The sequence below is a fragment of the Actinomadura nitritigenes genome (assembly GCF_017573545.1).
Classification (GTDB): domain Bacteria; phylum Actinomycetota; class Actinomycetes; order Streptosporangiales; family Streptosporangiaceae; genus Spirillospora; species Spirillospora nitritigenes.
This window is the reverse complement of record NZ_JAGEOK010000013.1, coordinates 248,929-273,249: the sequence shown is the minus strand read 5'-3', so window position 1 is coordinate 273,249 and position 24,321 is coordinate 248,929. Positions and strand designations below refer to the sequence as shown.

29 protein-coding genes are annotated in these 24,321 nt (G+C 73.0%); 19 read left to right on the top strand and 10 right to left on the bottom strand.

Annotated features, from left to right (window positions below):
- The first annotated feature begins 48 nt into the window (after window positions 1–48).
- The 3 genes from J4557_RS22040 to J4557_RS22030 all read left to right on the top strand — a co-directional run bounded on the left by J4557_RS22040 (window position 49) and on the right by J4557_RS22030 (window position 2,033).
- Window positions 49–465, top strand: coding sequence for a Fur family transcriptional regulator (locus J4557_RS22040; RefSeq protein ID WP_208268572.1), 417 nt, complete (start codon window positions 49–51; stop codon window positions 463–465).
- A gap of 9 nt (window positions 466–474) precedes the next feature.
- Window positions 475–1,455 carry a CAF17-like 4Fe-4S cluster assembly/insertion protein YgfZ gene (gene ygfZ, locus J4557_RS22035; RefSeq protein WP_208268571.1) on the top strand — a complete coding sequence of 327 codons (981 nt, stop codon included), beginning with the start codon at window positions 475–477 and terminating at the stop codon, window positions 1,453–1,455.
- Between the two features lie 80 nt (window positions 1,456–1,535).
- Window positions 1,536–2,033 (top strand): hypothetical protein, encoded by a 498-nt coding sequence (locus tag J4557_RS22030; protein WP_208268570.1) that lies wholly within the window; start codon window positions 1,536–1,538, stop codon window positions 2,031–2,033.
- Between the two features lie 64 nt (window positions 2,034–2,097).
- Here the strand turns inward: J4557_RS22030 and dtd are convergent, their stop codons facing one another.
- Entirely contained in the window at window positions 2,098–2,523 is a 426-nt protein-coding gene (gene dtd, locus J4557_RS22025; RefSeq protein WP_208268569.1) for a D-aminoacyl-tRNA deacylase, read from the bottom strand.
- Between the two features lie 20 nt (window positions 2,524–2,543).
- On the opposite strand from dtd, the gene J4557_RS22020 reads away from it, so the two are divergent.
- On the top strand, window positions 2,544–3,371 hold the full coding sequence (locus tag J4557_RS22020) for a beta-keto acid cleavage family enzyme (protein ID WP_208268568.1): 828 nt from the start codon (window positions 2,544–2,546) through the stop codon (window positions 3,369–3,371).
- Between the two features lie 156 nt (window positions 3,372–3,527).
- Window positions 3,528–4,505, top strand: a complete 978-nt coding sequence (locus tag J4557_RS22015; protein ID WP_307800128.1) for an asparaginase — start codon at window positions 3,528–3,530, stop codon at window positions 4,503–4,505.
- Between the two features lie 772 nt (window positions 4,506–5,277).
- Here the strand turns inward: J4557_RS22015 and J4557_RS22010 are convergent.
- The 3 genes from J4557_RS22010 to J4557_RS22000 are packed head-to-tail and all read right to left on the bottom strand — an operon-like array spanning window position 5,278 to window position 7,675.
- Complete coding sequence (locus J4557_RS22010; protein WP_208268566.1) at window positions 5,278–5,697, bottom strand: hypothetical protein; 420 nt, start codon at window positions 5,695–5,697, stop codon at window positions 5,278–5,280.
- Between the two features lie 26 nt (window positions 5,698–5,723).
- Window positions 5,724–6,968 (bottom strand): CynX/NimT family MFS transporter, encoded by a 1,245-nt coding sequence (locus J4557_RS22005; protein WP_208268565.1) that lies wholly within the window; start codon window positions 6,966–6,968, stop codon window positions 5,724–5,726.
- A complete protein-coding gene (locus J4557_RS22000; protein WP_208268564.1) occupies window positions 6,965–7,675 on the bottom strand; it encodes a FadR/GntR family transcriptional regulator in 711 nt (236 codons plus the stop codon). The genes J4557_RS22005 and J4557_RS22000 overlap by 4 nt, the downstream gene beginning before the upstream one ends.
- Window positions 7,676–7,820: 145 nt before the next feature.
- Here J4557_RS22000 and J4557_RS21995 point away from each other — a divergent pair, with 145 nt between their 5' ends.
- On the top strand, window positions 7,821–8,234 hold the full coding sequence (locus J4557_RS21995; RefSeq protein ID WP_208268563.1) for a hypothetical protein: 414 nt from the start codon (window positions 7,821–7,823) through the stop codon (window positions 8,232–8,234).
- Between the two features lie 159 nt (window positions 8,235–8,393).
- On the opposite strand, the gene J4557_RS21990 is transcribed toward J4557_RS21995, so the two are convergent.
- Window positions 8,394–10,157, bottom strand: a complete 1,764-nt coding sequence (locus J4557_RS21990; protein WP_208268562.1) for a DUF2207 domain-containing protein — start codon at window positions 10,155–10,157, stop codon at window positions 8,394–8,396.
- A gap of 42 nt (window positions 10,158–10,199) precedes the next feature.
- On the opposite strand from J4557_RS21990, the gene J4557_RS21985 reads away from it, so the two are divergent.
- From J4557_RS21985 to J4557_RS21960, 6 genes are all read left to right on the top strand, one after another.
- Entirely contained in the window at window positions 10,200–11,159 is a 960-nt protein-coding gene (locus J4557_RS21985; RefSeq protein WP_208268561.1) for a neutral zinc metallopeptidase, read from the top strand.
- Between the two features lie 71 nt (window positions 11,160–11,230).
- Window positions 11,231–11,527, top strand: coding sequence for a YiaA/YiaB family inner membrane protein (locus J4557_RS21980; RefSeq protein WP_208268560.1), 297 nt, complete (start codon window positions 11,231–11,233; stop codon window positions 11,525–11,527).
- A 342-nt stretch (window positions 11,528–11,869) separates the two neighbouring features.
- Window positions 11,870–12,277, top strand: a complete 408-nt coding sequence (locus J4557_RS21975) for a helix-turn-helix domain-containing protein (protein ID WP_151540435.1) — start codon at window positions 11,870–11,872, stop codon at window positions 12,275–12,277.
- The gene (locus J4557_RS21970; RefSeq protein ID WP_208268559.1) at window positions 12,274–12,744 is read left to right on the top strand and encodes a hypothetical protein; all 471 of its coding nucleotides are present in this window, start codon (window positions 12,274–12,276) and stop codon (window positions 12,742–12,744) included. Before J4557_RS21975 ends, J4557_RS21970 begins: the two co-directional genes overlap by 4 nt.
- A 259-nt stretch (window positions 12,745–13,003) precedes the next feature.
- On the top strand, window positions 13,004–13,369 hold the full coding sequence (locus J4557_RS21965) for a DUF2516 family protein (protein WP_194737415.1): 366 nt from the start codon (window positions 13,004–13,006) through the stop codon (window positions 13,367–13,369).
- Window positions 13,370–13,410: 41 nt separating this feature from the next.
- The gene (locus tag J4557_RS21960) at window positions 13,411–14,145 is read left to right on the top strand and encodes an alanyl-tRNA editing protein (protein ID WP_208268558.1); all 735 of its coding nucleotides are present in this window, start codon (window positions 13,411–13,413) and stop codon (window positions 14,143–14,145) included.
- Window positions 14,146–14,206: 61 nt separating this feature from the next.
- Here J4557_RS21960 and J4557_RS21955 read toward each other — a convergent pair whose 3' ends face one another.
- Window positions 14,207–14,842, bottom strand: coding sequence for a TetR family transcriptional regulator (locus tag J4557_RS21955; RefSeq protein WP_208268557.1), 636 nt, complete (start codon window positions 14,840–14,842; stop codon window positions 14,207–14,209).
- Between the two features lie 72 nt (window positions 14,843–14,914).
- Here J4557_RS21955 and J4557_RS21950 point away from each other — a divergent pair, with 72 nt between their 5' ends.
- From J4557_RS21950 to J4557_RS21935, 4 genes are all read left to right on the top strand, one after another.
- Complete coding sequence (locus tag J4557_RS21950; RefSeq protein ID WP_208268556.1) at window positions 14,915–17,227, top strand: MMPL family transporter; 2,313 nt, start codon at window positions 14,915–14,917, stop codon at window positions 17,225–17,227.
- 67 nt (window positions 17,228–17,294) lie between these two features.
- Window positions 17,295–17,744: a hypothetical protein gene (locus J4557_RS21945; RefSeq protein WP_208268555.1), complete on the top strand. Its 450-nt coding sequence runs from the start codon at window positions 17,295–17,297 to the stop codon at window positions 17,742–17,744.
- Window positions 17,745–17,803: 59 nt separating this feature from the next.
- Window positions 17,804–18,139 carry a hypothetical protein gene (locus tag J4557_RS21940; RefSeq protein WP_208268554.1) on the top strand — a complete coding sequence of 112 codons (336 nt, stop codon included), beginning with the start codon at window positions 17,804–17,806 and terminating at the stop codon, window positions 18,137–18,139.
- A gap of 85 nt (window positions 18,140–18,224) precedes the next feature.
- The gene (locus J4557_RS21935; protein ID WP_208268553.1) at window positions 18,225–18,704 is read left to right on the top strand and encodes a VOC family protein; all 480 of its coding nucleotides are present in this window, start codon (window positions 18,225–18,227) and stop codon (window positions 18,702–18,704) included.
- Between the two features lie 51 nt (window positions 18,705–18,755).
- Here the strand turns inward: J4557_RS21935 and J4557_RS21930 are convergent, their stop codons facing one another.
- Entirely contained in the window at window positions 18,756–19,976 is a 1,221-nt protein-coding gene (locus tag J4557_RS21930; protein ID WP_208268552.1) for an MFS transporter, read from the bottom strand.
- Between the two features lie 65 nt (window positions 19,977–20,041).
- On the opposite strand from J4557_RS21930, the gene J4557_RS21925 reads away from it, so the two are divergent.
- Window positions 20,042–20,419: a MerR family transcriptional regulator gene (locus J4557_RS21925; RefSeq protein WP_208268551.1), complete on the top strand. Its 378-nt coding sequence runs from the start codon at window positions 20,042–20,044 to the stop codon at window positions 20,417–20,419.
- Between the two features lie 97 nt (window positions 20,420–20,516).
- The gene (locus tag J4557_RS21920) at window positions 20,517–20,930 is read left to right on the top strand and encodes a nuclear transport factor 2 family protein (RefSeq protein ID WP_208268550.1); all 414 of its coding nucleotides are present in this window, start codon (window positions 20,517–20,519) and stop codon (window positions 20,928–20,930) included.
- 2 nt (window positions 20,931–20,932) lie between these two features.
- Here J4557_RS21920 and J4557_RS21915 read toward each other — a convergent pair whose 3' ends face one another.
- The gene (locus tag J4557_RS21915) at window positions 20,933–21,358 is read right to left on the bottom strand and encodes a cupin domain-containing protein (RefSeq protein ID WP_243776138.1); all 426 of its coding nucleotides are present in this window, start codon (window positions 21,356–21,358) and stop codon (window positions 20,933–20,935) included.
- 70 nt (window positions 21,359–21,428) lie between these two features.
- A complete protein-coding gene (locus tag J4557_RS21910) occupies window positions 21,429–22,262 on the bottom strand; it encodes an SDR family NAD(P)-dependent oxidoreductase (protein ID WP_208268549.1) in 834 nt (277 codons plus the stop codon).
- Window positions 22,263–22,458: 196 nt separating this feature from the next.
- Here J4557_RS21910 and J4557_RS21905 point away from each other — a divergent pair, with 196 nt between their 5' ends.
- Window positions 22,459–23,199 carry a protein phosphatase 2C domain-containing protein gene (locus J4557_RS21905; protein WP_208268548.1) on the top strand — a complete coding sequence of 247 codons (741 nt, stop codon included), beginning with the start codon at window positions 22,459–22,461 and terminating at the stop codon, window positions 23,197–23,199.
- A 23-nt stretch (window positions 23,200–23,222) separates the two neighbouring features.
- Here the strand turns inward: J4557_RS21905 and J4557_RS21900 are convergent, their stop codons facing one another.
- On the bottom strand, window positions 23,223–24,257 hold the full coding sequence (locus J4557_RS21900; RefSeq protein WP_208268547.1) for a hypothetical protein: 1,035 nt from the start codon (window positions 24,255–24,257) through the stop codon (window positions 23,223–23,225).
- Window positions 24,258–24,321 lie beyond the last annotated feature (64 nt).

Below are 24,321 nucleotides of genomic sequence, written 5' to 3'. Positions count from 1 at the left end.
TGGAGGCAAACGAGTTTTCGGCGACCCCGTCCGGCATACACTCGGTGCATGGTCGAGTCGTGGCAGGAGGAGCTGCGGGCCAAGGGGTACCGGGTCACTCCCCAGCGGCAGCTGGTGCTCGAGGCGGTCACCAACCTCGAACACGGGACGCCCGAGGACATCTGCACCGAGGTGCAGCGCACCGCCCGCGGCGTGAACATCTCCACCGTCTACCGGACGCTGGAGCTGCTTGAGGAGCTGGGGCTCGTCAAGCACGCCCACCTGGGCCACGGGCCGCCGAACTACCACCTCGCCGCCGAGGCCGAGCACATCCACCTGGTGTGCCGCGGCTGCCACACCGTGCAGGACGTCGACCCGAAGGCCGCCGCCGGCCTCGCGGAACTGCTGGAGCGCGATTTCGGGTTCGAGACGGACGTGCACCACCTCACGGTGTACGGGCGGTGCGAGGACTGCCGCGCGACATAGTCTGGCTCCATGGAGAGCCCGCTGCTGCAGTCGCCCGGAGCCGTCGCCGCCGATGCGCCCGACCAGGAAGTCGCCGCGCACTACGGGGAGCCGTCGCAGGAGCAACGCGCGCTCGAACGCGGCACGGCGTTCGTGGACCGCGGGAACCGCGGCGTGGTGCGGATCTCCGGGCCGGACCGGCTGAGCTGGCTGCACAGCCTGCTCAGCCAGCATCTGGACGGGTTGAAGCCGTTCGAGCCGACCGAGGCGCTGCTGCTCAGCCCGCAGGGCCACATCGAGCACCACCTGTTCCTGATCGACGACGGCGAGGCCGTGTGGGCGCACGTCGAGCCGGGCGGGGCGCCCGCGCTCGCGGAGTTCCTCGACCGGATGCGGTTCATGCTGCGCGTCGAGGTCGCGGACGTGTCGGAGGAGTACGCGGTGATCACCGGGCCGGAGGGCGGCGGTCTCGCCTGGCCGGACGTCGCCGGAACGTTCACCCGGATCGTCCCGAGGTCGGACGGTTTCCCGGACGGCCTGCGCCCGGCCGGCATCTGGGCCTACGAGGCGCTGCGGATCGCCGAGCGGCGTCCCCGGTTCGGCCTCGACACCGACCACCGGACGATCCCGCACGAGGTCGGGTACGTCGAGACGGCCGTCCACCTGAACAAGGGCTGCTACCGGGGCCAGGAGACGGTCGCGCGCGTCCACAACCTGGGCCGGCCGCCCCGCCGCCTGGTGTTCCTGCACCTGGACGGCAGCGTGGACCGGCTGCCCGCGCACGGCGACCCGGTGGAGGTCCCCGGCGGGCGGACGATCGGGTTCGTCGGATCCGCGGCGCGCCACCACGAGCTGGGACCGATCGCGCTGGCGCTGGTCAAGCGGAACGTGCCCGTCGACGCGGAGCTGCTGGCGGGCGGCGTGGCCGCCGCGCAGGAGGTCGTGGTGTCGCCCGACACCGGGGCCAACGCGCAGATCGATCTTCGGAGGCGGCCCGCAAAACACGGGTAAAGCGGCGACCCGCGGGGCAAAATCGTCTGATATAGACGATTTCTGACCGGCCACCGCCCGGGGAAGGTGGATTCCTACCGATGGTCGCGAACCTGGGGAGAGAGAAGCCGCCGGCCGCGCGCAGGGGAACCCGCCGCCGCCGTCCCCGCCGGGAGTCCGCGCTGGTGTGGTGGACCCTGTTCGCGGTGGTCGCCGTCGCCGCCTGGTACCTGCACTCGTGGCGGGTGGCGCTGCTCGGGCTCCTCGGCTGGTGCCTCTACGAGTTCCTGCTCGTCCCGACGCTGTGCCGGGTGCTGACGCGCCAGGGAGCCCCCTGCATCGAGCGCGCGCGCGGACGGCTGTTCGCCTGCTCGGCAGGCCACCAGCGCATGAAGAACGACGCGCTGTGGAAGCTCATCGGGATGCGCAACCCGTCCCGCAGGAAGCCCGAGCCGGAGGAGCCGGACGGCGGCACCGGCGTGGTCGTGCACTCGGCCGGCGTGCGTGGGCGCCTCGCCCCGGCGGACCGGGCCCTGATCCTGCTCGCGGGCGCCGGAACCGTCGTCACCGTGGTCGGCATGGTGTACGGGTTCGGCTGACCCGGGGGACGGGCAGCACCGGTCCGGGTCGCCGTGCGCCGGTTCGTGGTGTCGGCGGCGCGGGTCAGATGTCGACGACGAGGGTGATCGGGCCGTCGTTCACCAGCGAGACGGCCATGTCGGCACCGAAGACGCCCGTCTCCACCTTGGCGCCCAGCGACCGGAGCTCCTGGACCACCGCGTCCACGAGCGGCTCCGCGATCGGGCCGGGCGCTGCCGCCGTCCAGGTCGGGCGGCGGCCCTTCCGCGCGTCCCCGTACAGTGTGAACTGGCTCACCACGAGCAGCGGCGCGTTCACGTCCGAGCACGACTTCTCGTCCTTGAGGATGCGCAGGCCCCACAGCTTGGCCGCCAGTTTCCGCGCCTTCGCCTCGTCGTCGTCGTGCGTCACCCCCACCAGGACCATGAGGCCCGGCCCGTCGATCTGGCCCACGACGCGCCCCTCCACGGACACGCTCGCCTGACTCACCCTCTGGACTACGGCACGCATGACCATGCATTCTGCCGCCTATGGGAGCAACGACGCTCATCACGGTGGCGCCCACGGGCGCGGAGTCCGCCAAGGCGGACGTCCCCGCCCTGCCCGTCACCCTGGATGAACTGGTTCAGACGGCCAAGGAATGCGAGGCGGCCGGCGCGGCCGTCATCCACGTGCACATCCGCGACGACGACGCGCGGCCCACCCTCGACCCGTCCCGGCTGCGGGACACGGTCGCGGCGCTGCGGGAGAGCACGGGGCTGATCGTCCAACTGTCCACGGGGGGTGCCGTCACCGACCCCTACGAGGACCGCCTGCGCGTCCTGGACGCGGAGCCGGACATGTGCTCGCTCACCTGCGGCACGGTCAACTTCGGCGACGACGTCTTCATGAACCCGTGGCCGTTCATGGTGGAGCTGTACCAGCGCACGCAGGAACTGGAGGTCGTGCCCGAGTTCGAGCTGTTCGACCTCGGACAGGTGGCGGCCCTGAACCGCCTCCTGGACAAGCACGGGCTGCCGTACGGCGGCCATGTGCACTGCGACCTCGTCATGGGCGTCCCCGGGGGGATACCAGGGGACGCGCGCTCGCTGGTCGCGGCCGTCGAGGCGCTGCCCGAAGGGGCGACGTGGTCGGCCACCGGCATCGGCCGGACGTCCCTGCCCGTCATGTTCGCCGCCCTGTCGGCGGGCGGGCACCTGCGGGTCGGGATGGAGGACACCGTCACCTTCGCCAAGGGGCGGCCCGTGACCGCCAACGTGCAGCTCGTGGAGCGCGCCGCGTCCGCCGCCGCGCTGGCGCAGCGCCCCGCGATGCCCGTCGCCGACGCCCGCGCCCTCCTGGCCGTCAAACGCCGCTGACCTGCGGAGACACCGTCCGTTCCGGCGAATTCCGGCTGGGGCGGGGCCGGACGGTTATCCACAGAACACAGTTCGGATTCACTTTGGTGCGGTGGGTAACCACCATGGTGACGCGCGGGCTCGGACGGCCCGCGTTCACCGATGACAGGGGGCGCAGTGGAGATCAATCCTGTACTCGTGGAGGTCGAGCGGTCCGGGTTCGTGGAGTCGCGGCACCGCGGCGCCGCGATCGGCCTCGACACCGGCGGCGAGCCGGTGGTGCGCGCGGGCGCGCCGGAGGAGCCGATCTTCCCGCGCTCGGCGAACAAGCCGATGCAGGCCGTCGCGATGCTCCGCAACGGGCTCGACCTCGACGGCGAGCTGCTCGCCCTCGCCGCCGGCAGCCACTCCGGTGAGGACTTCCACGTCGAGGGCGTGGAGAAGATCCTCGCCGGAGCGGGCCTCGGCGCCGCGGACCTGCGCTGCCCCGAGCAGTGGCCGCTCGACCCCGAGACCCAGCAGGAGGTGGCGCGGACGGGCGGCGGCCCGTCCCGGATGCGGATGAACTGCTCCGGCAAGCACGCCGCCATGCTCGCGACCTGCGTCGCCGCCGGATGGCCGGCCGAGGGCTACCTCGACCACGGCCACCCGCTCCAGCTCGCGGTCCGCGCCGTCGTCGAGGAACTCACGGAGGAATCCGTCGGCGCCGTCGGCGTGGACGGGTGCGGCGCGCCGCTGTTCGCCGTCTCCGTGGCCGGCGTCGCCCGCGCGTTCCGCGCCCTCGTCCTCGCCGGACCCGGCACCCCCGAGCGCCGCGTCGCCGACGCGATGCGCGCCCACCCGCAGTGGACGTCCGGGACGCGCCGCGAGGAGCGCCTGCTCATGGACGCCGTCCCGGGCCTGCTCGTCAAGTGCGGCGCCGAGGGCGTGGACGCGTTCGCCTTCACCGACGGCCGCGCCGGAGCCGTCAAGATCGACGACGGCGCCATGCGGGCCCGTACACCGGTGACCGTCGCGCTGGTCCGCGCCCTGGGCGTCGACCAGGACGCCCCGAGCGCCCTGGACGACCTGGCGACCGTCCCTCTCCATGGAGGCGAAGCGCAGGTGGGAGCCATCCGCCCGGTCCCCGACGTCTTCACCCCACCCGCCACATAACCGCGGACCCGCCGCCGACCCGTCCCACGACCCCGCAGCGACGCCGCGCCGGCGCATCCCACATGCACGCTGGCGCCCGGGCACCGTCGCTGCTCGGTACCAGCGCGCGCACCAAGGCACGACTGCGCAACTCCCGCCTCCCGGGAAGGCGGGATGCCGGTCCTCCGCACCACAGCCGACGGCCGGGCGGCGAGCGGGCAGCGCCCTCGCCAACGGCCCCTACAACGCGGCGCTGGCAGACGCCGAGCCCACCACCCCTCAGACCGTCGCCGCCGGCCGGTGGCAATGCCCAGCGTCGCCACACAGCGCCGCTGAACAGCCGCCGCGACAGTGCTCGCCGCCCCCGGCGGTCGGTGCGCGGTGCCCCCGGCGGGCACTGCACGGCGTCTTCGGCAGGCGGTGCGCGGTGCTTCCGGCGGTCGGTGTGCGGTGCTTTGGGTGGGCGGTGTGCGGCGCCCACAGCGGGGAGTGCGCGGTGCTTCCGGCGGCCTGCCTTCGGTGTGTGCGGTGCCATCGGCGGGGGTTGTGCGGCGTCGGCGTGGGGAGGGTTCGCTGGCCAGCGGTTCGCTCTGTGGTCACTGCCGTTTCGTCGAGCCGCGTTCGGCTGTTGCCGGGCTCGCGATGGCGGGTTGTGCTTCTGGGCCGGGGCTGGTTCGCGGGTCAGTGGAGCGGGGGAGACAGGGGAGGGCTCGGCAGGGGGCTTAGGGGATCGGGGTGGACAGGGGGAGGCCCCGGCGGGTGGGCCGGGGCCTGGATGGGGCTGGTGGTGTGGTCAGGTGTCGCGACCGCGGCGCTTCAGGGAGTCGACCTCGTTCTTCAGGGCCTGCCGGTCCTTGACGATCTTGGCCCGCTCCTTGAGGGTCTTGTTGGCCAGGCCGGGGCCGGTCTGGACGCGGGGCTCGCGGCCCGGCTGCGGGTTCTCGTACAGGAACTCCTCGTCCTGCTCGGAGGTCGGCGGGTAGCTGTGCGAGAACATGCCGGGCCGGTAGTAGTACAGCCCGCCCTGCTCCATGCCGCGGTGGTTCGTCTGGTCGTTGCGGCGCTCCGGATGGACCTTCCGGGACGAGGCGGTGACCGTGACGTAGAGCCAGGCCAGCAGCGCCACCGTGCCGATCAGTGGAATGATCCAGGCCCAGAAGACCGGTCCGATGGGATCGGTGTTGGCGTAGGCCATGGCGAGCATCCCGTCCACCTCCCGATGGTCGGCCGTTGCGACGCCTAAAGGTGTGTCCGCTCATTCGCCGCATTAACCTCAGGCGCCGGTATCGGGGGTGGTGATCCGAGCGTCCGGTTCCGTCCGGCGGGCAGGCCGGGGACGGCGAGCGCCCCGCAGACCGCCAGCACGACGATCATTGGAACGGTCCAGCCGCCGGTGGCGTCGTGCAGCGCGCCGATGACGAGGGGGCCGAGGGCCGCGATCACGTAGCCGACGCCCTGCGCCATGCCGGACAGCTGCGCCGCGACCCCGGCATCGTGCGCGCGCAGGCCGATGAACGACAGCGCGGTGGCGAACCCGAGGCCCTGGCCGATGCCGAGGACGATCGCCCACAGCCACACCGTGGCGATCGGCGCCCAGGCGATCCCGGCGAACCCGACCACGCACAGCGTGCAGGTCAGCGTCACCAGCGGGCGCTGATCGCGCATCCGGCGCTCCAGCAGCGGCACGCCCAGCGAGCCGACCGCCTGGATCGCCGCGGTCAGGGCCAGCACGTAGCCGGCGGCGGTGTCGCTCATCCCGCGGTCCTGGCAGATCGTCGGCAGCCAGCCGAGCACCACGTAGGCCAGCAGCGACTGGAGGCCCATGAAGACCGTGACCTGCCAGGCCAGGCCCGTGCGCCACACCAGCGCCGCGGCGGCGCGCGAGGGGCGCGCGGGCGGCGCCGAGCGCGCGGCCCGGGAGGCCCGCACCGCCTTCGGCAGCCAGATCAGGCCCGCGATCGCCGCGGGCACCGCCAGCAGCCCGAGCGGCAGCCGCCACGAGGAGCCGAAGGCGTCCTCGACCGGCACGGCCAGCCCGGACGAGATCGACGCGCCGCCGCTGACGGCGAGCGTGTACACCGCGGTGACGGTGGTGATCGAGTCCGGGTGGTCGCGCTTGATGATGGCGGGCATCGCGATGTTGCCGACGCTGATCGCGACGCCCGCGACCAGCGAGCCGGCGAACAGCGGGAAGGGGGCGTCCACGAGCCGCAGCAGCAGCCCGGCGATCAGCAGGCCCATCGCGATGACCAGCAGCGTCTCGCTGCGCGGGGGCCGCCGCAGGAAGGGGGCGACCAGGCCGTAGGAGCCGAAGAACACCAGCGGCAGCGTGGTGAGCGCGCCCGCGGCCGTCCCGGACAGGTGGAAGGAGTCCTGGATCTCGGTCAGCACCGGCCCGACCGCGGAGATCGCCGGGCGCAGGTTGGCCGCGACCAGGACGATCAGCAGTACGGATCCGAGCAGTCCGGTCCGCCGCGCCGTCACCGGTCCTCCCCGCGGGCGAGCAGGGCGTCCAGGACGGCGAGGGTCGGCTCCACGACCGCGGCGGCGGCCCGCGCGGCGGCGTCCGGGTCGGACGCGGCGATCGCGTCCAGCACGGCCCGGTGCCTGGCCGGACCGGCCTCCGGGATCTCGCGGTCGAGCCGGACGGCGCGCATCGCCTCGCCGAGCCGGACGATGAAGAACCGCATCGCCTCGATGAGCACCGGGTTGCCGCCGGCCTCGGCGACGCCGAGGTGGAAGCGCGCGTCCGCGGCGCCGAACTCGGCGGCGCCGTGCTCGTCCGCGCCGGTGGCCTCGTCGCGGGCGCGCAGCAGGTCCTCGAGCCGCTCCAGGTCGGCGGGGGTGCGCCGCCGCGCGGCCAGCCGCGCCGCCTGGACGTCGTAGGCGAGCTGCACCTCGAAGACGTCCCGGGCCGTCGCGTGTGCGACCCCGCCGAGCAGCGGGCGGGGGTCCGCGCTGCTGCGCACGTAGGTGCCGTCGCCGCGCCGTACCTCCAGGACGCCGCAGTGCGACAGTGCGCGGATCGCCTCGCGGACGGCGGGCCGGCTCACGCCGAGCTGCGCGGCGAGGTCCAGCTCGCCGGGGATGCGCTCGCCCACCGGCCAGGAGCCGCCGCTGACCTGCCGCTGGAGCTGGTCGAGCACGGCGTCGACGGTCGAGCCGCTCGGGACGGGACTCAGCGCCACCATGACCTCCCTCTGTAAGATGTCAGACATCTTACGAAATGCCCTTGCACGCCTTCGAGGGCGGGGGCGGCGCGAGGCGGGGCGCGCGCGGCCGGATGGTTGAAACGCGGACACCGGGTACCCACTCGTGGCGAGGAGGTGTCGCCACATGCTGGGCAGTTCCGTTCACATCGGGGACATCTACCTGTACACGATCGCCCCCGCGGTGATCTTCCTGGCGATCGCGGGCTGGCTCTTCCTCACGATCTTCGCGTCCAAGGACCCCCGGCGGTCGTCGGGCCGGGACCCGCAGATGCCGCACCGCGGCGAGGTGACCGGCGGCGTCCTGCGCGGCAGCCCGTCGCAGCGCAACCGCCGCGACCCGGCGCTCACCCCGGCCGAGCGGGAACTGGCGCGGCTCGAGGCCGAGCGCGAGGAGGCGGCGCGCCGGGAGGCCGCCGCGCGCGACGCCGCCGAGCGGGAGCGCGCCGCGAACGCGCGCGCCGCCGCGACGTGGCGCAAGTTCGGCCCGCTCCGCTGGATCCACAGGAGGCACGCGGGGAACATCCGCCAGATCAGGTGACGCGCCCCGAGGCCGCGGACCCCCCCGACGCGGCGCCTGCCGGAACGGCCACCCACCCACCCCCCGGATCGGCAGGCGCCGTCCGAGCCCGCGGCGGCCGCCGGGACCTCTCCCGGCGCCCGTCGCGGGTCCGATCCGCCCGGGCGCGGCCGCCCCAGGTCAGAGGCCCCGGGACTGGGAGATCGAGCCGGACGTGGCGAGGGTGAACGTGCGCATCGACTCGGCGAAGTTGGACAGGTCCCACTCGGCGGGGCCCTCGTACCAGTAGAGGTTGTCGGCGCCCTCGGCGCGCTCGCCGGCGTCCTTGACCGTCTCGGCCCACTTGCCGACGACGTCGAAGACGACCGCGTACGGCAGGAAGCGGGAGAACAGCGCGATGCGCTGCTGGGACGCGACGGCCTCGCCGTCCGGGATCGCGCCGCGCTCCAGGAACGCGCGGAACCCGATCGTGTGCGCGAGGACGGTGGAGCCGCGCGCGGTCTTGGCGGGCATGTACTGGCCGCCGTAGGCGAGGGCGGCGCCCGCGATGATCAGTGCGAGGCCGGCGAGCGCCCACTCGGTGGTGAGGGCGAGCGCGACGGTCGCGGCGATGCCGAGGACGGTCAGCGCGATGCCGAACACGGTCCACCGGGACCGGACGGTGTCGGGCCGGCGCGCGAACCAGCCCTGCTTGACCACGTCGTCGTACATCGCGGCGCGCACCTGCGCGAGCTTCGTGGCGAACGTGCCGCCGAGCTCGGACAGCTTCACCGCGTCGCGGGGCGCCCCGTCCCGGCCGGTCATCAGCGCGTCCAGCAGGATCCGCTCGTAGGGGAGCAGGTCGACGACGGGCCGGTCGAGGCGGCGGAGCGTCCAGTCGAGGCGGCCGGTCTGGGCCCGGTCCTCCTCCTCGATGAGCAGGTAGCCGCGGACGGCGAGGTCCACGATCGTCGCGGTCACGTCGATCACGTCGGCCTGCTCGTCGATCAGCGTGCCGATCTGGCCGGGCCGCACCCCGTTCGGCGGCTCGAACTGGGCGCCGACGACGGGCGCCTGGTCGCCCGCGGCGGCGTGCTTGCCGACGACGCGGGCGTCACGGCCCCGCAGCAGGTACAGCACGGCGACGCCGCCGCCGAGCAGCGCCAGCAGGCCGAGCAGGACGCCGCCGGTGACCGCGTTGACGGAGAACGCGGTCGCGACGGTGTGCCGCCGCTCGTAGATCGCGTGGCCGCCGGTGGTGCCGGGCGGGAGCCCGGCGACGACGGTGAGGTACTCGCCGGGCAGCATCTCGCGCTGGCTGTAGACGCCCTGCGTGTGGGCGTGGTTGGTGTAGTACTGCGTGCAGCCGATGGTGCTCTTCAGCGGTCCCGCGAAGCAGTTGACGCTGCGGATCATCGCGGTGGCGTCGACGGTCGCGGTGGCCTCGTCGACGGGGACCCTCCAGCCGCCCGCGGCGGGCCAGCGCAGCTCCTCGGCGGAGCCGAGCTGGTCGATGGCGCCGCGCAGGTCGTACTCGAGGACGACGGTGTGCGCGCCGGTCAGCTTGCCGCCTCCGGTCACCTTGACGGTGGTGTCGGTGTCGCCGGCGGACGTGGAGACGCGGGTGGGGCCGCCGTCCGGACTGGTGGCGCGCAGGGAGCCGAGCTCGTAGACGCGGTCCTGGGTGATGCTCTCGTGGCTGCGCGTCGGGAACGTCCGCTGCAGCCGGGACCCGCCCGCGAACTGGTAGACGATCGTCTCCTTGACCCGGATCACGCCGCCCTTGCCGGGGGCCAGAGCCACGTCGTCCTTCAGCACCCGCTCGGCGCCGGCGGCCCGCCCGGGCGCGGCCGCGGAACGCTCGTCCGCCGCCGCGGGCGCGCCGGTCGCCAGGGGGAGGAGGGAACCGGCCGCCAGCGCGAGCACCACCGGTCGCAAACGACACAACGCCGCAAGAGCAGACATGGCCGCAAATGGTATCGGCTATGCGTGCGATGATTCTTCGCTATGGCAGGTCACTACCCCCCGCCTCGGCCGGCGCCTCCGTACGGTCCGCCTGCCTACGGTCCGCCGCCGCAGTACCGGTACGTCCCGGCGCGCAGGCCGCCGCGCCGCAGCGCCGGCGGGACGATCGCGGGGATCTTCGGCGGGCTGACAGCGGTGGTCGTCCTCGGCATCCTCGGCTTCTCGCTGTTCGGCGGCGAGGGCGGCATCGGCACCCACGTCCGTTCCGCGGAGCCGCGGACGGCGTCGCGCAGCACGGCGACCGGCAACAAGCTGTACGCGACGGGTGCGCTGACGCCGGTGCGGTGCGTCCTGCCCCGGCTCGTGCCGGGCCCGGTGTCGATGCGCCGGTTCATGAACGTCCTGAGCGACTGCCTGGACGCGTCGTGGAGCAGGCAGTTCAAGAAGGCCGGGATGCGGTTCGACACCCCGAACCGGGTCTTCTGGCAGACGCCGGGGTCGAGCCCGTGCGGCAGCTACCCGGCGCCGGGCGCGTCCGCGTTCTACTGCCCGGCGAACAACACGATGTACGTGGGACTGACGAACGTGGTGGCGACGTCCGGCGGCGAGCCGCTGTCGCACTACGCGGTGTTCGCGCGGGTCATCGCGCACGAGTACGGCCACCACGTCCAGGACCGGGCGGGCATCCTGCTGTACGGCGACGCCGAGATGGAGAAGGGCGACACCGCGACCCGGACGGAGGCGAGCCGCCGCATCGAGCTGCAGGCGCAGTGCTTCGCCGGAACGTTCCTCAGCTCGGAGCGGGCGACGCTGCCGATGACGCAGGCCCAGTACACCGCGATGATCATCGACGTGCGGGGGCGCGGCGACGAGCGGCTGCCGCCCGACCAGCGCGACCACGGGTCCGGACGGCACTACGCGGGCTGGGTGATCGCCGGCTTCAAGGGCCGTGACCTGTCGGTCTGCAACACCTGGACGGTCCCGCCCTCCGACGTCAGCTGATCCGGGCTACTCATGGGTGGTTGAGCCTCGGTACTCATGCCCGCCGCGCCGCGCCGTCGCAGACTCGGGCCATGACGAACTCCACACCGCCCGCGCAGGCGGGTAGCACCGCGTTCTTCGTCCAGGCCGCCATCTCGTTCGTGGTCTCCAGCGTCGCCGTCGCCGCCGGCGTGCTCTACCTGCCGGTGAGCGCGTGGGTCCGGGCGTTCCTGGCGCTCGGCCTGCTCTACGTGATCACCTCGACGTTCACGCTGGCCAAGTGCGTCCGGGACCGCCAGGAGAGCCAGGCGGTCACCAGCCGCGTCGACCAGGCGCGGCTCGACAAGCTGCTCGCCGAGCACGACCCCTTCGCCACCCCGTCCGCGTGACCCGGCGCCCGCCGGGCCGCGTGGCCGGATCCGGCCTCCGCGCGGCGCGCGGAGCCGCGACGAGCCCCCACGATCCGCAGGGTCGCGGGGGCTCGTCGCGTTCGCGGTCCGAGGGCCCGCCGGGCGGGCGGGTTCGCCGGGTTCTCGCGCGGCCGTCCTCCTAACGCGGCCCTCCTCTCGCCGCCGTCCTCCTAACGCGGCCCTCCTCGCGCGGCCGTCGCTCGCGCGTGCGCCCCCGCGTGCGCGACCCCCGATCCTGGTGTGCGTGACTGTGAGGGGACTCACGGCCGAGTGCTAGCTGAGGTGCTTGCAATAGCAAGCACGATGACGCAGGGTGGAGACATGGCAAGTTCGAAGGTCGGCTCGATCGGGGAGTACATCCGGGAGCAGCGGACGCGGGCGAAGATCTCGCTGCGCCAGCTCGCGGACGTCTCGGGCATCTCGAACCCGTACCTGAGCCAGATCGAGCGCGGGCTGCGCAAGCCGAGCGCCGAGATCCTGCAGCAGATCGCCAAGGGGCTGCGGATCTCCGCCGAGGCGCTTTACGTGCAGGCCGGAATCCTGGAGGAGCGCGAGGCCGACACCGACGTGCAGGCCGCCGTCCGGGCCGACCTCCTCCTCACGGAGCGCCAGAAGCAGGTGCTGCTCGACATCTACGAGTCGTTCCGCAAGGAGAACGAAGCCGCCGGAGTGTTCGGAGAAGCCGGGCACGACACCCCAGAGCAGGATGGAAAGGAAGAGGTCGGATGACGCTGGCCAGCAGTCTCCGCGAGAACAAGGCCGTCTACGCCGTGGCCGGCGCCGGCGACTTCGCGGTGGAGAAGCTCCGCGAGGTCCCCGAGCAGGTGACCCGGTACCAGGGCAGGGCCCGCGAGGCGGCGTCCAAGTACCAGGGCGAGGTCCGCGAGACCGTCGAGCGCTACCGCGGTGAGGTCCGCAAGACCGTGGACCGCTACCGCGACGAGGTCGGCCGCGTGCAGGAGCGCGTCGACGCGAAGGACCTGCCGGGCGCCGCGGTCGCGTACGTGACCCACGTCGGCACCCGCACCGTCGAGTTCATCGACGAGCTGACCGAGCGCGGCAAGCGCGTCGTGCACCGCGAGGCCGCCGAGGTCGCCGCGATCGCCGAGGCGGACGCCGAGGCCGCGCCGAAGGCGCGCACCGCGCAGCCGAAGAAGGCCCCGCAGGCCCGCTCCGCCAAGAAGAGCGACGCCTGAGGCGCACCCGCCTGAGCAGCGGTTTCAGGGCCCGTCCGGGAACACCCGGGCGGGCCCTGACGTCTTTCTCTGTGAACGGGGCCCGGCCCAGGAGGCCCGCCGGGCCCGGTCGCGGGCTCGCGGATCGGGGCCCGCCGCCGCGGATCCGGGCCCGTCCACCGCGGTTCCGGGCCGGGGCTGGACGGGCCGCATAGGGTTGGGACGCAAGGTGCGCGACGCGAGGGTCGCCGTCCGAGACGAGCGGGAGTGCTGATCACCGATGGCGGACTTCAGTGTGCTGGACTACTTCTTCTGGCTGCTGCTGATCATCGCGTTCGTGATGGAGGCCTGGGCGCTGATCGACGCGCTGACCGTGCCGCAGGGCGCGTACGCGGCGGCGAGCAAGCAGAGCAAGAAGCTGTGGATGATCATCCTGATCGTCGCGGCGGTGGTGGGCGGCGCGTACGCGGCCGTGCCCTACGCGCTCGGCGTGCACCCGATCGCGCTGCTGCTGAACATCCTGCCGGTCGCCGCGTTCATCGCGGGGGCCGTCTACCTGGCCGACGTCCGGCCGGCCGTCGCCCCGTTCAAGAAGCGCGGCGGCGGGCGCGGCAGCACGAACATGGGCCCGTACGGCCCCTGGTGAACCGGCCCCGCGGGCGGCGCCGGGCGTTCTAGGGTGATCGCATGAGCACGGAGACCCTGGGGCGGACGACCCGGCTGGAACTGGACGACCAGGCACTGCGCGAGTGGGAGGCCGTCGTCCTGGACGCGGCCCCGGACGCGATCGTCCTGGACCGCTCGGCGTTCTATCCGGGCGGCGGCGGTCAGCCGCCGGACCACGGCGTCCTGCTGTGGCAGGGCGTGCAGACGCGGATCGCGGGCGTCCGCAAGGGCGACGACCTGGTGCTGATCCCGGTGGAGGACGACCCGGTCCCGCCGGTCGGCACGGTGGTGCGCGGCGCGGTCGAGGACGCGCGCCGCACCGCGCTCATGCGTACCCATTCGGGGCTGCACCTGCTGTGCGGGGTGGTGTTCCGCGACTACGGCTGCCTCGTGACGGGCGGCAACATGGAGCCGCTGACCGCGCGGATGGACTTCGATCTGCGCGAGGTGCCGCCGGGGTTCAAGCAGACCGTCGAGGACGCCTGCAACAAGGAGATCGAGGCGGACCGGCGTATCGACGTCCGGACGCTGCCGCGCGACGAGGCGTTCGCGATCCCCGACATCATCCGGACGGCGACGAACCTGGTCCCGCCGGAGGTCCAGGACGTCCGGATCGTCGACATCGTCGGGCTCGACACGCAGGCGGACGGCGGCACGCACGTGGGCTCGACCCGGCAGATCGGCCGGATCGCGGTGGCGAAGGTGGAGAACAAGGGGCGCGGATTCCGCCGCCTGCGCATCAGGATCGAGGACTGACGGGTACCGAGGACGGGTCGGGCACCGGGAGCGGGCGCCTCCGCTCCCGGTGCCCGACGTTCTAGGGGGACGGTTCGTCCCAGGGCCGGTTCAGCGCCTCGACGGTGACCAGGCCGTTCTCGACGATGGTGACGGCGCGGTCCAGGGCCGTCCGCATCGAGAGCGGGTCGTAGCCGTGGCGGCGGCAGTGCACCACGACGGCCTGCATCCCCCCGACGGCGATGCCCGCCGCGGCGGCGGCGTCGATCTCGTCTATGCCGGGGCACAGGTCGTGGAGGAGGCCCTCGATCTTCTCCTGGGTGTCGGTGAGGCGCTGCAGCGCGCGCGCCTGGAGGCCGGGGCGTTCCAGGATCAGCGATATCTGGACGGCGCCGTACTCGCCGTGCTCGCTGACGATCGCCTCCAGGACGTCGACGACGCCGCGCCGGATCGTCTGGATGGGGGACTCGCCGGGGACGCGGTCGGCGAGGCGTTCGGCGACCTCCGCCAGCCGGTCGTCGACCTCGGCGAAGACGACGTCCTCCTTGCTCGGGAAGTAGCCGAAGAACGTGCGGGGCGCGATGTCGGCGGCGGCGGCGATGTCGGCGATCGTCGTCTCCTCGTAGCCGCGCTCGGCGAACAGCCGCAGCGCGGCGGACGCGATGGCGTGCCGGGTGCGGCGCTTCTTGCGCTCGCGCAGGCCGGTCCGCTCGTCCATGTGACGGACGTTACCACGACTGCAAAGTTGCATCTATTGCAAAGATGCATGGAGTCGTGCTGTTCTGCGAGCATGGCCCGTTTCCTGGACGCTCTGGGGCGTTTGTGCGTGCGCCGGCGGCGCACCGTCTTCGAGCTCTGGTTCGCGCTGATGCTCGGCGCCGGCGTCCTCGGCCTCGTGCACGGCGGCATGTTCGTCCAGCAGAGCAGCCTGCCCGGCACCGAGACGCAGCAGGCGATCGACACCCTCGCCCGGGACTTCCCGGCGCAGACCGGGCCCACCGCGACGGTCGTGTTCGCCCAGACGCCGGAGGCGAGCCCCGCGGACTGGCGCGTCGCCCTCACCATCGGCCAGTCGATCGAGAACATCGGGAAACTCGACCGGGTCGCGTTCGTTCAGAACCCCTACGCCACCGGCATGGGCGGGCTCAAGGACGACAAGGCCGTCGCCATCCAGCTCAACTTCAAGGGCACGATGAGCGACCTGACCGCCGCCGACCTCGACCGCCTCCGCGAGGCCGTCGAGCCCGCCCGGATGACCGGGCTGGACGTCAAGTTCGGCGGCATCGCCGCGATGCTCCTCAACCAGCCGAAGACCGGCCCGCAGGAGGGCGCCGGGCTCTTCCTGGCGATGCTGGTGCTGCTCCTCGCGTTCGGGTCGTTCCTCGCCGCCGGCATCCCGATCATCGTGTCGCTGTGCGGGCTCGCCGTCGCCTACTCGCTGATCCACTTCTCCGCGTCGCTCTTCCAGGTCGCGCCGACCGCGCCGGAGGTCGCCGCGATGCTCGGCATCGGCGCCGGCATCGACTACGCGCTGTTCATCGTCACCCGCTACCGGCAGCAGCTCGCCGAGGGCGACGACACCGAGACCGCCGTCGGGCGCGCCATGGCGCACTCCGGCCACGCCGTCGTGTTCGCCGGCGGGACGGTCGTGTTCGCGATCTGCGGGCTGTTCCTGTCCGGCGTCGCGTTCATCGGCCGGATCGGGCTCGCCACCGCCGTCGCCGTGGCGATCATGGTGGCGGCCTCGCTGACCCTGCTGCCCGCCGTGCTCGGCGCGCTCGGCCCCCGCATCGACCGGTACCGGCTGCCGCGCGTCCGGCCCGACCGCTCGTCCGCCCGCTGGACGTCCTGGGGCCGGCACGTCGACCGGCACGCCTGGCCGTACGCGATCGTCGCGACGCTCGTCCTGCTCGCCCTCGCCGTGCCGACCCTCAGCCTGCGGTTCGGCGTGATGGCCGACAGCATGTCGTCGAAGAAGCTGGAGGCGCGGCAGGCCTACGACATCGTCGCGCGGGAGTTCGGTGCCGGCCACTACAGCCCGTTCGTCGTGGTCGCGGAGGCGCCCGGCCCGGAACGGACCGCCAAGCGCAAGCCGCCCGTCGTGAAGGGCCCCCAGGGCCTCGGCGGCCTCACCGGCCCGGCCCCGGCCCCGGCCGCGTCCTCCGCGCCTCCCGCGCCGGCCGTGAAGGGCGCCCCCGACCTCAGCAAGAAGCCCGACAAGCAGGCCACGCTCATCGCGCAGGAGCTCCAGCAGCGCATCTCCGCGGTGCCGGGCGTGGTGTCCGTCGGCGAACCCGTCGTCATCGGCACCACCGCGACCCTGCTGGTCATTCCCCGCGACGCCCCGCACGAGCAGTCGACCACCGACCTCGTCCACCGGCTCCGCGACACCGCGATCCCCGCCGTCCGCGACGCGCACCCCGGCGCGAAGGTCTACCTCGGCGGCGAGAACCCCGCGATCATCGACCTCGCCGACACCGTCGGGTCCCGGATGCGGACCGTCGTCATCGCCGTCGTCGGGGTCGCGCTGCTGCTACTGGTGATCGCGTTCCGCTCGATCGTCGTGCCGATCAAGGCCGCGCTGATGAACCTGCTGTCGATCGGCGCGTCGTTCGGCGTCGTCACCGCCGTGTTCCAGTGGGGGTGGGGCGTCCACCTCCTCGGCGTCGACCAGGCCATCCCGATCATGTCGTTCGTGCCGCTGTTCATGTTCGCGCTGATCTTCGGGCTGTCCATGGACTACGAGGTGTTCCTGCTGTCCCGGATCAAGGAGGAGTACGAGCGGTCCGGCGACCCGCACGAGAGCGTCGTGATCGGCATCGGCGCCACCGCCCGGCTGATCACCTCCGCCGCGCTCATCATGATCTTCGTGTTCGCCGGGTTCGTCCCGCAGCCGGACCCGACCGTCAAGATGATGGCGCTCGGCCTCGCCGTCGCCGTCGCCGTGGACGCCACGATCGTCCGGCTCGTCCTCGTCCCCGCGCTCATGAGCCTGCTCGGCCACGCCAACTGGTGGTGGCCCGGCCGGGGCCGTCCCGTCCCGCCGCCCCCGCCCGCCCCGGCCCCCGTCGCCGAACAGCTCGAACTCGAAGCCATCCCGTGACCGCCGCGCGGCCTTACCGCCTCGTGATCGACAAGGGATACTCGGCGACGGCAGAAGACGAGGCGACATGCTGTTCTCGATCCCCGAGTCCGGCTGGCGGACGATCGCGATCGCCGCGACGGCGTTCTTCATGCTGGGCATCCGCGCCCTGCCGGTCGGGCTGGACGTCCCGGACGACGCGCGCGGCGAACGGGCCGAGCCGAACGGCCGCGGCAAGTGGGCGTTCTACCTGCTGACGCCGCTGTTCGCCGCGATCGTCCTGGGGACGAGCCTGCTCCGCCCCGGGGCGTCGTCGCCGATCCTGTTCCTCTACAGCGTCGCGTTCGCCTCCATCCCGATCGCGGTCCTCCCCGTGCGCGGCCGGTTGCTCGGGGCGTACCTCGCGCAGCGGGAGCACCCCGGCGCCGAGGAGAAGCCGGACCGGCCGGCGGTCGTCTGGATCGTCGCCGTCGTCTCCGTGGCGCTCCTCGCCGCCGTCATCGCCCTGATGAGCAGCCCCTACGGCTCCCCGGCCTGACGCCCGCGCGGCCCGGCTCGGGCGGGCGCGCCGTCGGACGTGACCGCTACCGTTCCGGCATGATCCCCCGTCCCACCGAGAACTGGCGGCCGCTCGGTATCCATTCCGACGCGTTCCTGAAGCGCGTCGACCAGGCGCTGCACGCGTTCGAGACCGAGCTGGCCGCCCTGGACGTCGCCTCCGACCAGGCCGTCATGGCCGCCGTCGAGCACGTGGTCGTCGCGCTGAACGAGGTCGACGGCACCGACGGCGGCGGCTTCGACACCGTCGACCGCGAAGAACTCTGCGACTACATCGACCACGCGGTCACGGACGCGGGCGTCGACGTCGAGGCACTGGCCCGCCGCCAGGGCATCGACCCGGCCGCTCTCACCGACCGATGGCGGGACTGGTGACGCGGGCGGGCGGGGCGGCGATGAGTTCCGGGGGTGGGGGTGGTCTGCCTGGGTAGTGACCACTCACGACCGTCAGGAGCGGGACATGGGGAAAGTCAGCACGTGCCTGTGGTTCGACGGCCAGGCCGAGGAGGCGGCGCGGTTCTACACCTCCGTCGTGAAGAACTCGCGGGTCACCGGCGTCGTGCCGTACGGCGAGGCCGGTCCGGGCGAGCCGGGCTCGGTCATGATCGTGATGTTCGAGCTGGACGGGCAGCAGTTCGTCGGCCTCAACGGGGGCCCGCAGTTCACCTTCGACGAGGCGGTGTCCGTCCACGTCACCTGCGACTCGCAGGAGGAGATCGACGAGCTGTGGACCGCGCTCACCGCGGACGGCGGCGAGGAGGGCCCCTGCGGGTGGCTGAAGGACAAGTACGGGCTGTCCTGGCAGATCGACTCGCGGGCGCTGCACGAGATGATCGTCTCGCCGGACCAGGAGGCCGCGGCCAGGGCGACCAAGGCGATGTTCACCATGAAGAAGCTGGACGTCCAGGCGCTGCAGGACGCCTTCGACGGCAAGTCCTGAGCACCGGCCCGCAAAGGCGCGGGCGGGGGGCGCCCGCGCCTTGTGGCGTCCTCACTCGGACGGGCGCGGCCTGACGGCCGGGAAGCCGTGGACGCGGGCGCCCGCGACGGCGGCGAAGGCCGGGACCAGGAGCAGCAGAACGCTCCAGGGGAGGGACGCCGCGCCGAGCGCGTCGAGCAGGACCCCGCCGATGATCCCGCCCGCGGCCATCGCGACGTTCCACAGGGTGACCAGCATGGCCTGGGCGGCGTCGGCGGCGCTGCCTCCGGCGTCGGCGGCGGCCGTCTGGAGCAGGGTGGGGACGCCTCCCCAGCCGAGGCCCCACAGCAGCGCCGCCAGGTAGACGAGGGCCTCGTCGTGGACGGGGACGGCGAGGACGCCCGCCGCGGCGCCGACCAGCAGGACGCTGACGATGGCGAGCGCGCGCAGGCGCCGGTCGATGCGGGCCCCGGTGAACCAGATGCTCACCAGCGAGGCGATCCCGAAGGCCAGCAGGACCAGGTCGGTCGACCCGCCCATGCCGGCATGCTTCAGGAAGGCGGCGATGTAGGCGTAGAGGATGGTGTGGGCCAGGACGAAGACGAGCGTCACGAACAGGACCGGCGCGACGCCCGGGACGGTCAGCGCCCGCAGCATCCCGGGCCGCTCCTGGGACGGGTGCCCCGGATGGTCCGGGACGATCGCCGCGATCCAGCCGAGCAGGACGACGGTGAGGCCCGTCATGATCAGGAAGGGCGACCGCCAGCCGAGCGCCCCGCCGACGAAGGTGCCCGCGGGGACGCCCAGGGAGAGGGCGACGGGGATGCCGGACATGGCGACGGCCACCGCCTTGCCCTGGAGGCGAACCGGCGCCAGGCGGCGGGCGTAGCCGGCGAGCAGGGCCCAGGCGAGCCCGGCGGCCACCCCGGCGACGAACCGGGCGACCAGGGTCAGCGGGTAGTCGGACGAGACGGCGGTGACGGTGTTGGCCGCGGCGAACCCGGCCATGGACGTCAGGAGCAGCCGCTTGCGCCGCCATCCCGCGGTGGCGGCGGTCAGCGGGATGGCGGTGAGGGCGGTTCCGGCGGCGTAGACCGTCACCGCCTGGCCCGCCGCGGACTCGCTCACATGGAGGCCGTCGCTCATGGCGGGAAGGACCCCGGCGGGAAGCGTCTCGGTCAGGCTGGTGATGAAGACGGCGGTGGCCAGGGCCGCCAGCGCGGCCATCGGCAGCTTCTCTTCGCGGACCGGCACCCGCGCACCGGCGGGCCGGTCGATGCTCTCGGTGGACATGCCGGGTATCGTCGAACCTTCACATCCATGTGAAGGTCAACCCGGCATCGCGTGAGGTGGGACATATGCGCATCGGGCGGCTCTCCGAACTGACCGGCGTCTCCCGGCGGCTCCTGCGCTACTACGAGGAGCAGGGCCTCATCGTCTCGCAGCGCTGCGCGAACGGCTACCGCGACTACGACGAGCAGAGCGTGGACCGCGTCCTGCAGGTCCGCGGGCTGCTGGACGCGGGACTGCCGACCCGCATCATCAAGCAGATCCTGCCGTGCCTCGACAAGCCGCGGAACATCGTCTTCTCCGACGCCACGCCGGAGATGCTCGCGACCCTGGAGGGCGAGCTCGACCGCATGAGCCGGCGGATCGAGTGCCTCGCCCGCAACCGGGACGCGATCGCCGACTACCTCGGCGAGGTCCGCGCGCACGCCCGCGCGGACGTCGCCTGAGCGCCCTCGCGCGGCTCCGCACTGTTGGCACGGCCAACGAATGGGCATATAGTTGGCGCAACCAATATTGGCCATGCCAATGAAGTGAGGAGACGTCATGCCCACGGATGCGCCGACCGCCGACCGCATCGAGATCGCCGACCTGTTCACCCGCTTCGCCCGCCTGCTCGACGAGGCGCGCTGGGACGACGCCGCCACCGTCTTCACCGACGACGTGGCGGTGCACTCGCCGCGCGGCGGCGAACTCCGCGGCCTCGACAAGGTCGTCGACTTCATGCGGAACGGGGAGGTCGAAGGCCAGCGAACCCAGCACACGACCACCGACCTGCTGGTGGACCTCGACGGCGACGAGGCGGCCGCCTCGTCCAACTCGATCGTGTACTACTACCGCGACGGCCAGGCGCCCCACTTCACGGGCGGCCTGCGGCAGAACTGCACCGCGGTGCGGACCGACGCGGGCTGGCGCCTCAGCGAGGTGCGGATCAGGCCCGCCTGGACCCGCGAGAACTGACCCTAGGCGTCCGCCGGATCGCCGGGCGGGTTCTGGAGGAACCACTCCACGATGCCCGGCATCCGCGGCTCGAAGGCCCCGGGGACGGAGATGTTGAGCGCCCCGGCCCGCTCGCCGGTGCGGTTCTGGAAGTCGTGCGGCGTGCCCCCGGGGGCCAGCACGAACGAGCCCTTCGGGGCGTCGATCCAGCGATCGCCCATGAGGAAGCTCATCGTGCCTTCGAGGACGTAGAAGACGTCGTCCTCCGGATGGTGGTGCGCGCCCGGCCCCGTGGTGTGCGGCTCGAGCCACCACTCCGAGATCGAGTAGCGGTCGGAGGTCTCCGCGCCGTCCGCCTTGAACACCGCGCTGATGCGTCCCATGTCGTAGTGGCGCCCCTCGCCGGGCGCACGGTGAACGGGAGGCCGCCCGTCCGAGTTCGTCGTCATGCCCGGACGGTAACCACCGTGGCCCACCCGAGTCTTGGACGAATGGGAGCTCGGCCCGTGGGGCGGGACATCACCGCCAGGGGCGGACCTCGCCGAACTGCACGAGCTCACCGTAGGTTTCCGGACGGACCGGGCCGAGAGCCAGCCGGAGCAGAGCGGCGGCGGCCGCCTCGGGCGTCTGGGCCTCGGACATGTTCTCGAACCAAGGCCGTGACGCCGCGGTGTCCACCAGCCCCGGGCACACCGCCGCGACGAGCGTGGCGTCCGCCTTGTCCCGCTCGCGGCGCTCGCGGGCCAGCACCCGCACGGCGGCGACCTGACCGACCTTGGACGGGATGTTGATCCACTCGGGCCAGCCCTCGGCGGCGGCCGTGCCGGCGATCACCGCGTCCCGCCAGGCCAGCATGGCGGCGTCGACGTCGTCGAGCGACATCGTCTCGGTGTCGAACCTTCCGTGCAGGCTCGCTGGGAGGCTGCGCAGGGTGCCGAAGTCGCTGGCGACCACCAGCAGCCGGCCGCCTGGCCGCAGGATGGGGGAGAACGACCGCAGCATGCGCGTGGTGCCCAGATTGTTGGTGTCCACGAACGGCCCCACCAACTCCGCCCATGGAGTGTCGGGAGTCAGCCGCGCCGCGGCGTTGGAGAACACGATGTCCACCCCGCCGTGCCGCTGCCGCAACTCGTCGGCGAACGCGGCCACCGCCGCGTCCTCGGTCACGTCCAGCACGCGGGTGCGGACTTCGGCGACCGGCGAGGCGATGCGTCCCGCGGCCGCCTCGATCCTGGCGGCGTCGCGGCCCGTCAGGTAGACGACGTCGGCGGCGGTGAGACCTTGCGCCAGCCCCTCGGCGAGAGCGAACCCGAGTCCCTGGTTGGCCCCCGTGACAACAGAGATACGACCCATAGCCGCATACTCTGCCCTAGCCAGGCACCGATCGGTTCCTAAGCCCCAGCCGCCTGCGAGGTGACGACTGCCGGCGCGCGGATTCGGCGTCGCCGTCGAGGAGTGATCCCTGCTCAGGGCAAGGTTCACGGGACGGAGGGTGAGGGTTTCGTGGACGTTTCGGGCATGTCGGGTTCGAACGGGTAGACCTGGCTTCGTGCAGGTGAGTTATGCGAGCGAGGCGACGCCGGGGCGGCCGAACGAGGACTTCGTCGCGGCGGGGCCGGGGTGGGTCGTGCTGCTGGACGGGGCGACGGCGCCGCCGGGGGTGGACAGCGGCTGCGTCCACGACCCCGCGTGGCTGGTGCGGCGGCTCGGCGGGCAGATCGCGGCGCGGATGGCGCTGGAGGACGGCAAGCCGCTGCCGGACCTGGTCGCCGAGGCGATCAAGGTGGCGGGGGAGGCGCACACCGGGACCTGCGACCTGGAGAACCCGGACAGCCCGTCCGCGACGGTGTCGCTGCTGCGGCGGCGCGGCGGCGCGGTGGAGTGGTTCGTGCTGGCGGACTCGCCGATCGTGCTGGACGTCGGGGAGATCCGGGTCGTCCGGGACGACCGGGTCGACCGGCTGCCGAGCTACACGCTGGACGCGGTCCGCAAGGCGCGCAACAGCCCGGGCGGGTTCTGGGTGGCGAGCACCAAGCCGGAGGCGGCGTACGAGGGGCTGACCGGGGAGGTGCCCGCCGCGGGGCTGCGGCGGGCGGCGGTGCTGAGCGACGGCGCGTCCCGGCTGGTCGAGCGGTTCGGCCTGCTGGACTGGGACGGCCTGCTGCGCGTGCTGGACGACGAGGGCCCGCGCGAGCTGGTCCGGCGGACCCGGGCCGCGGAGGAGGAGGCGGAGGCGGTCGCGCGGGGCAAGCGCCACGACGACGCCACCGCCGTCCTGGTGCGGTTCTAGGACGCGGTCAGCGGCCCGGCGGGTCAGCGGGTCGCTGGGGCGATGTGCGACCACCAGGCCGCGAGGTCGTCCGGCAGGTGCATGCCGTCGACGCGCAGGGTCGCGGGCATGCGCGGGAACCGGCGCCCGGCCGGGAAGGTGCGCTCGTAGGACGGCGGGTCGAGGACGACGACGCGGGTGCCGTTGACGGCCGGGACGTCGGCGGGCACGCCCTCGTTGTAGATCCACTCGCCGTGGGCGTCGACGAGGTTCCACGGGCTGGACGCGATCGGCGGGCCCGGCGGGACGTCCGCGTCCAGGAAGGACGCGACGATCTCGGGCGGCGGCGGGGTGCCCGGCATGCAGCCGGGACGTCCGATGAGGGCGCCGGCGAGCAGCATGTGCAGCTGGAAGTTGTCGCCGATGCCGCCGATGGCGACCGTCCAGCCGCGCCGGGTGGCGCGGTCCAGGACGAGGATCCGCTCGCCGTCCAGCACCCGCAGCAGCGCCTGGACGTGGTCCATGTGCGGGAGGTGCTCGGCGGCCTTGCCGGCGACGAACGCGCGGAAGTCGCGGTCGTCCAGGCCGGCCCGGGTGGCCGGGGACGCCTGCAGGACGGTGCTGGACGCCATCGCGAACTGCGGCAGCGCGAACCACGACATCATCGCGGTCACGGTGCCGTCGCCGAGCACCGGCCGGACGGTGTCGAAGACCTGCTGGGAGGGCTGCTCCTCCTCCATGTCGGGCGGCTTGCCGCCCGTCGCCTCCGTCCAGGCGTTGCCGAACGCGAGCGCCGCCGCGGTCGCGTCGGTGAGCCGGCGGACGACGGCGAGGCCGACCGGGTCGGGGTCGGCGCCGTCCTCGATCCAGGCGCCGGACACGACCGCGAGCCACCCGCCGAGGTTCACCGGCGCCTCGGCGATGCCCTCCGCCAGCCGGGGCAGCGCCGCCGTCTTCGCGGCGGCGGACGCCGCCTGCGCCTCCCCCATCAACCGGGGGAGGAGATCGCCGAAGGACCGGTCCTCGACGAGGGCCGCACGGACGATCTCGTCGACGAGCTGATGAAGAGCCGCACTCATGAAGATCACCCTGGCACAGCCGGGGCGCCGCGCGAACATCTTGGAATCTGATTCTAGAATGTCG

Bases quoted from the DNA above. Each gene is read 5' to 3' on its own strand.
- ygfZ (WP_208268571.1), top strand. From the start codon at position 475: ATGGAGAGCCCGCTGCTGCAGTCGCCCGGAGCCGTCGCCGCCGATGCG.
- J4557_RS21955 (WP_208268557.1), bottom strand. From the start codon at position 14,842: ATGGACGAGCGGACCGGCCTGCGCGAGCGCAAGAAGCGCCGCACCCGG.
- J4557_RS21945 (WP_208268555.1), top strand. From the start codon at position 17,295: ATGCTGTTCTCGATCCCCGAGTCCGGCTGGCGGACGATCGCGATCGCC.
- J4557_RS21910 (WP_208268549.1), bottom strand. From the start codon at position 22,262: ATGGGTCGTATCTCTGTTGTCACGGGGGCCAACCAGGGACTCGGGTTC.
- J4557_RS21930 (WP_208268552.1), bottom strand. From the start codon at position 19,976: ATGTCCACCGAGAGCATCGACCGGCCCGCCGGTGCGCGGGTGCCGGTC.
- J4557_RS21900 (WP_208268547.1), bottom strand. From the start codon at position 24,257: ATGAGTGCGGCTCTTCATCAGCTCGTCGACGAGATCGTCCGTGCGGCC.
- J4557_RS21960 (WP_208268558.1), top strand. From the start codon at position 13,411: ATGAGCACGGAGACCCTGGGGCGGACGACCCGGCTGGAACTGGACGAC.
- J4557_RS21940 (WP_208268554.1), top strand. From the start codon at position 17,804: ATGATCCCCCGTCCCACCGAGAACTGGCGGCCGCTCGGTATCCATTCC.
- J4557_RS21990 (WP_208268562.1), bottom strand. From the start codon at position 10,157: ATGTCTGCTCTTGCGGCGTTGTGTCGTTTGCGACCGGTGGTGCTCGCG.
- J4557_RS22040 (WP_208268572.1), top strand. From the start codon at position 49: ATGGTCGAGTCGTGGCAGGAGGAGCTGCGGGCCAAGGGGTACCGGGTC.
- J4557_RS22020 (WP_208268568.1), top strand. From the start codon at position 2,544: ATGGGAGCAACGACGCTCATCACGGTGGCGCCCACGGGCGCGGAGTCC.
- J4557_RS21925 (WP_208268551.1), top strand. From the start codon at position 20,042: ATGCGCATCGGGCGGCTCTCCGAACTGACCGGCGTCTCCCGGCGGCTC.
- J4557_RS21970 (WP_208268559.1), top strand. From the start codon at position 12,274: ATGACGCTGGCCAGCAGTCTCCGCGAGAACAAGGCCGTCTACGCCGTG.
- J4557_RS21985 (WP_208268561.1), top strand. From the start codon at position 10,200: ATGGCAGGTCACTACCCCCCGCCTCGGCCGGCGCCTCCGTACGGTCCG.
- dtd (WP_208268569.1), bottom strand. From the start codon at position 2,523: ATGCGTGCCGTAGTCCAGAGGGTGAGTCAGGCGAGCGTGTCCGTGGAG.
- J4557_RS21915 (WP_243776138.1), bottom strand. From the start codon at position 21,358: ATGACGACGAACTCGGACGGGCGGCCTCCCGTTCACCGTGCGCCCGGC.
- J4557_RS21920 (WP_208268550.1), top strand. From the start codon at position 20,517: ATGCCCACGGATGCGCCGACCGCCGACCGCATCGAGATCGCCGACCTG.
- J4557_RS21975 (WP_151540435.1), top strand. From the start codon at position 11,870: ATGGCAAGTTCGAAGGTCGGCTCGATCGGGGAGTACATCCGGGAGCAG.
- J4557_RS22000 (WP_208268564.1), bottom strand. From the start codon at position 7,675: ATGGTGGCGCTGAGTCCCGTCCCGAGCGGCTCGACCGTCGACGCCGTG.
- J4557_RS21980 (WP_208268560.1), top strand. From the start codon at position 11,231: ATGACGAACTCCACACCGCCCGCGCAGGCGGGTAGCACCGCGTTCTTC.
- J4557_RS21995 (WP_208268563.1), top strand. From the start codon at position 7,821: ATGCTGGGCAGTTCCGTTCACATCGGGGACATCTACCTGTACACGATC.
- J4557_RS21935 (WP_208268553.1), top strand. From the start codon at position 18,225: ATGGGGAAAGTCAGCACGTGCCTGTGGTTCGACGGCCAGGCCGAGGAG.
- J4557_RS22030 (WP_208268570.1), top strand. From the start codon at position 1,536: ATGGTCGCGAACCTGGGGAGAGAGAAGCCGCCGGCCGCGCGCAGGGGA.
- J4557_RS21950 (WP_208268556.1), top strand. From the start codon at position 14,915: ATGGCCCGTTTCCTGGACGCTCTGGGGCGTTTGTGCGTGCGCCGGCGG.
- J4557_RS21965 (WP_194737415.1), top strand. From the start codon at position 13,004: ATGGCGGACTTCAGTGTGCTGGACTACTTCTTCTGGCTGCTGCTGATC.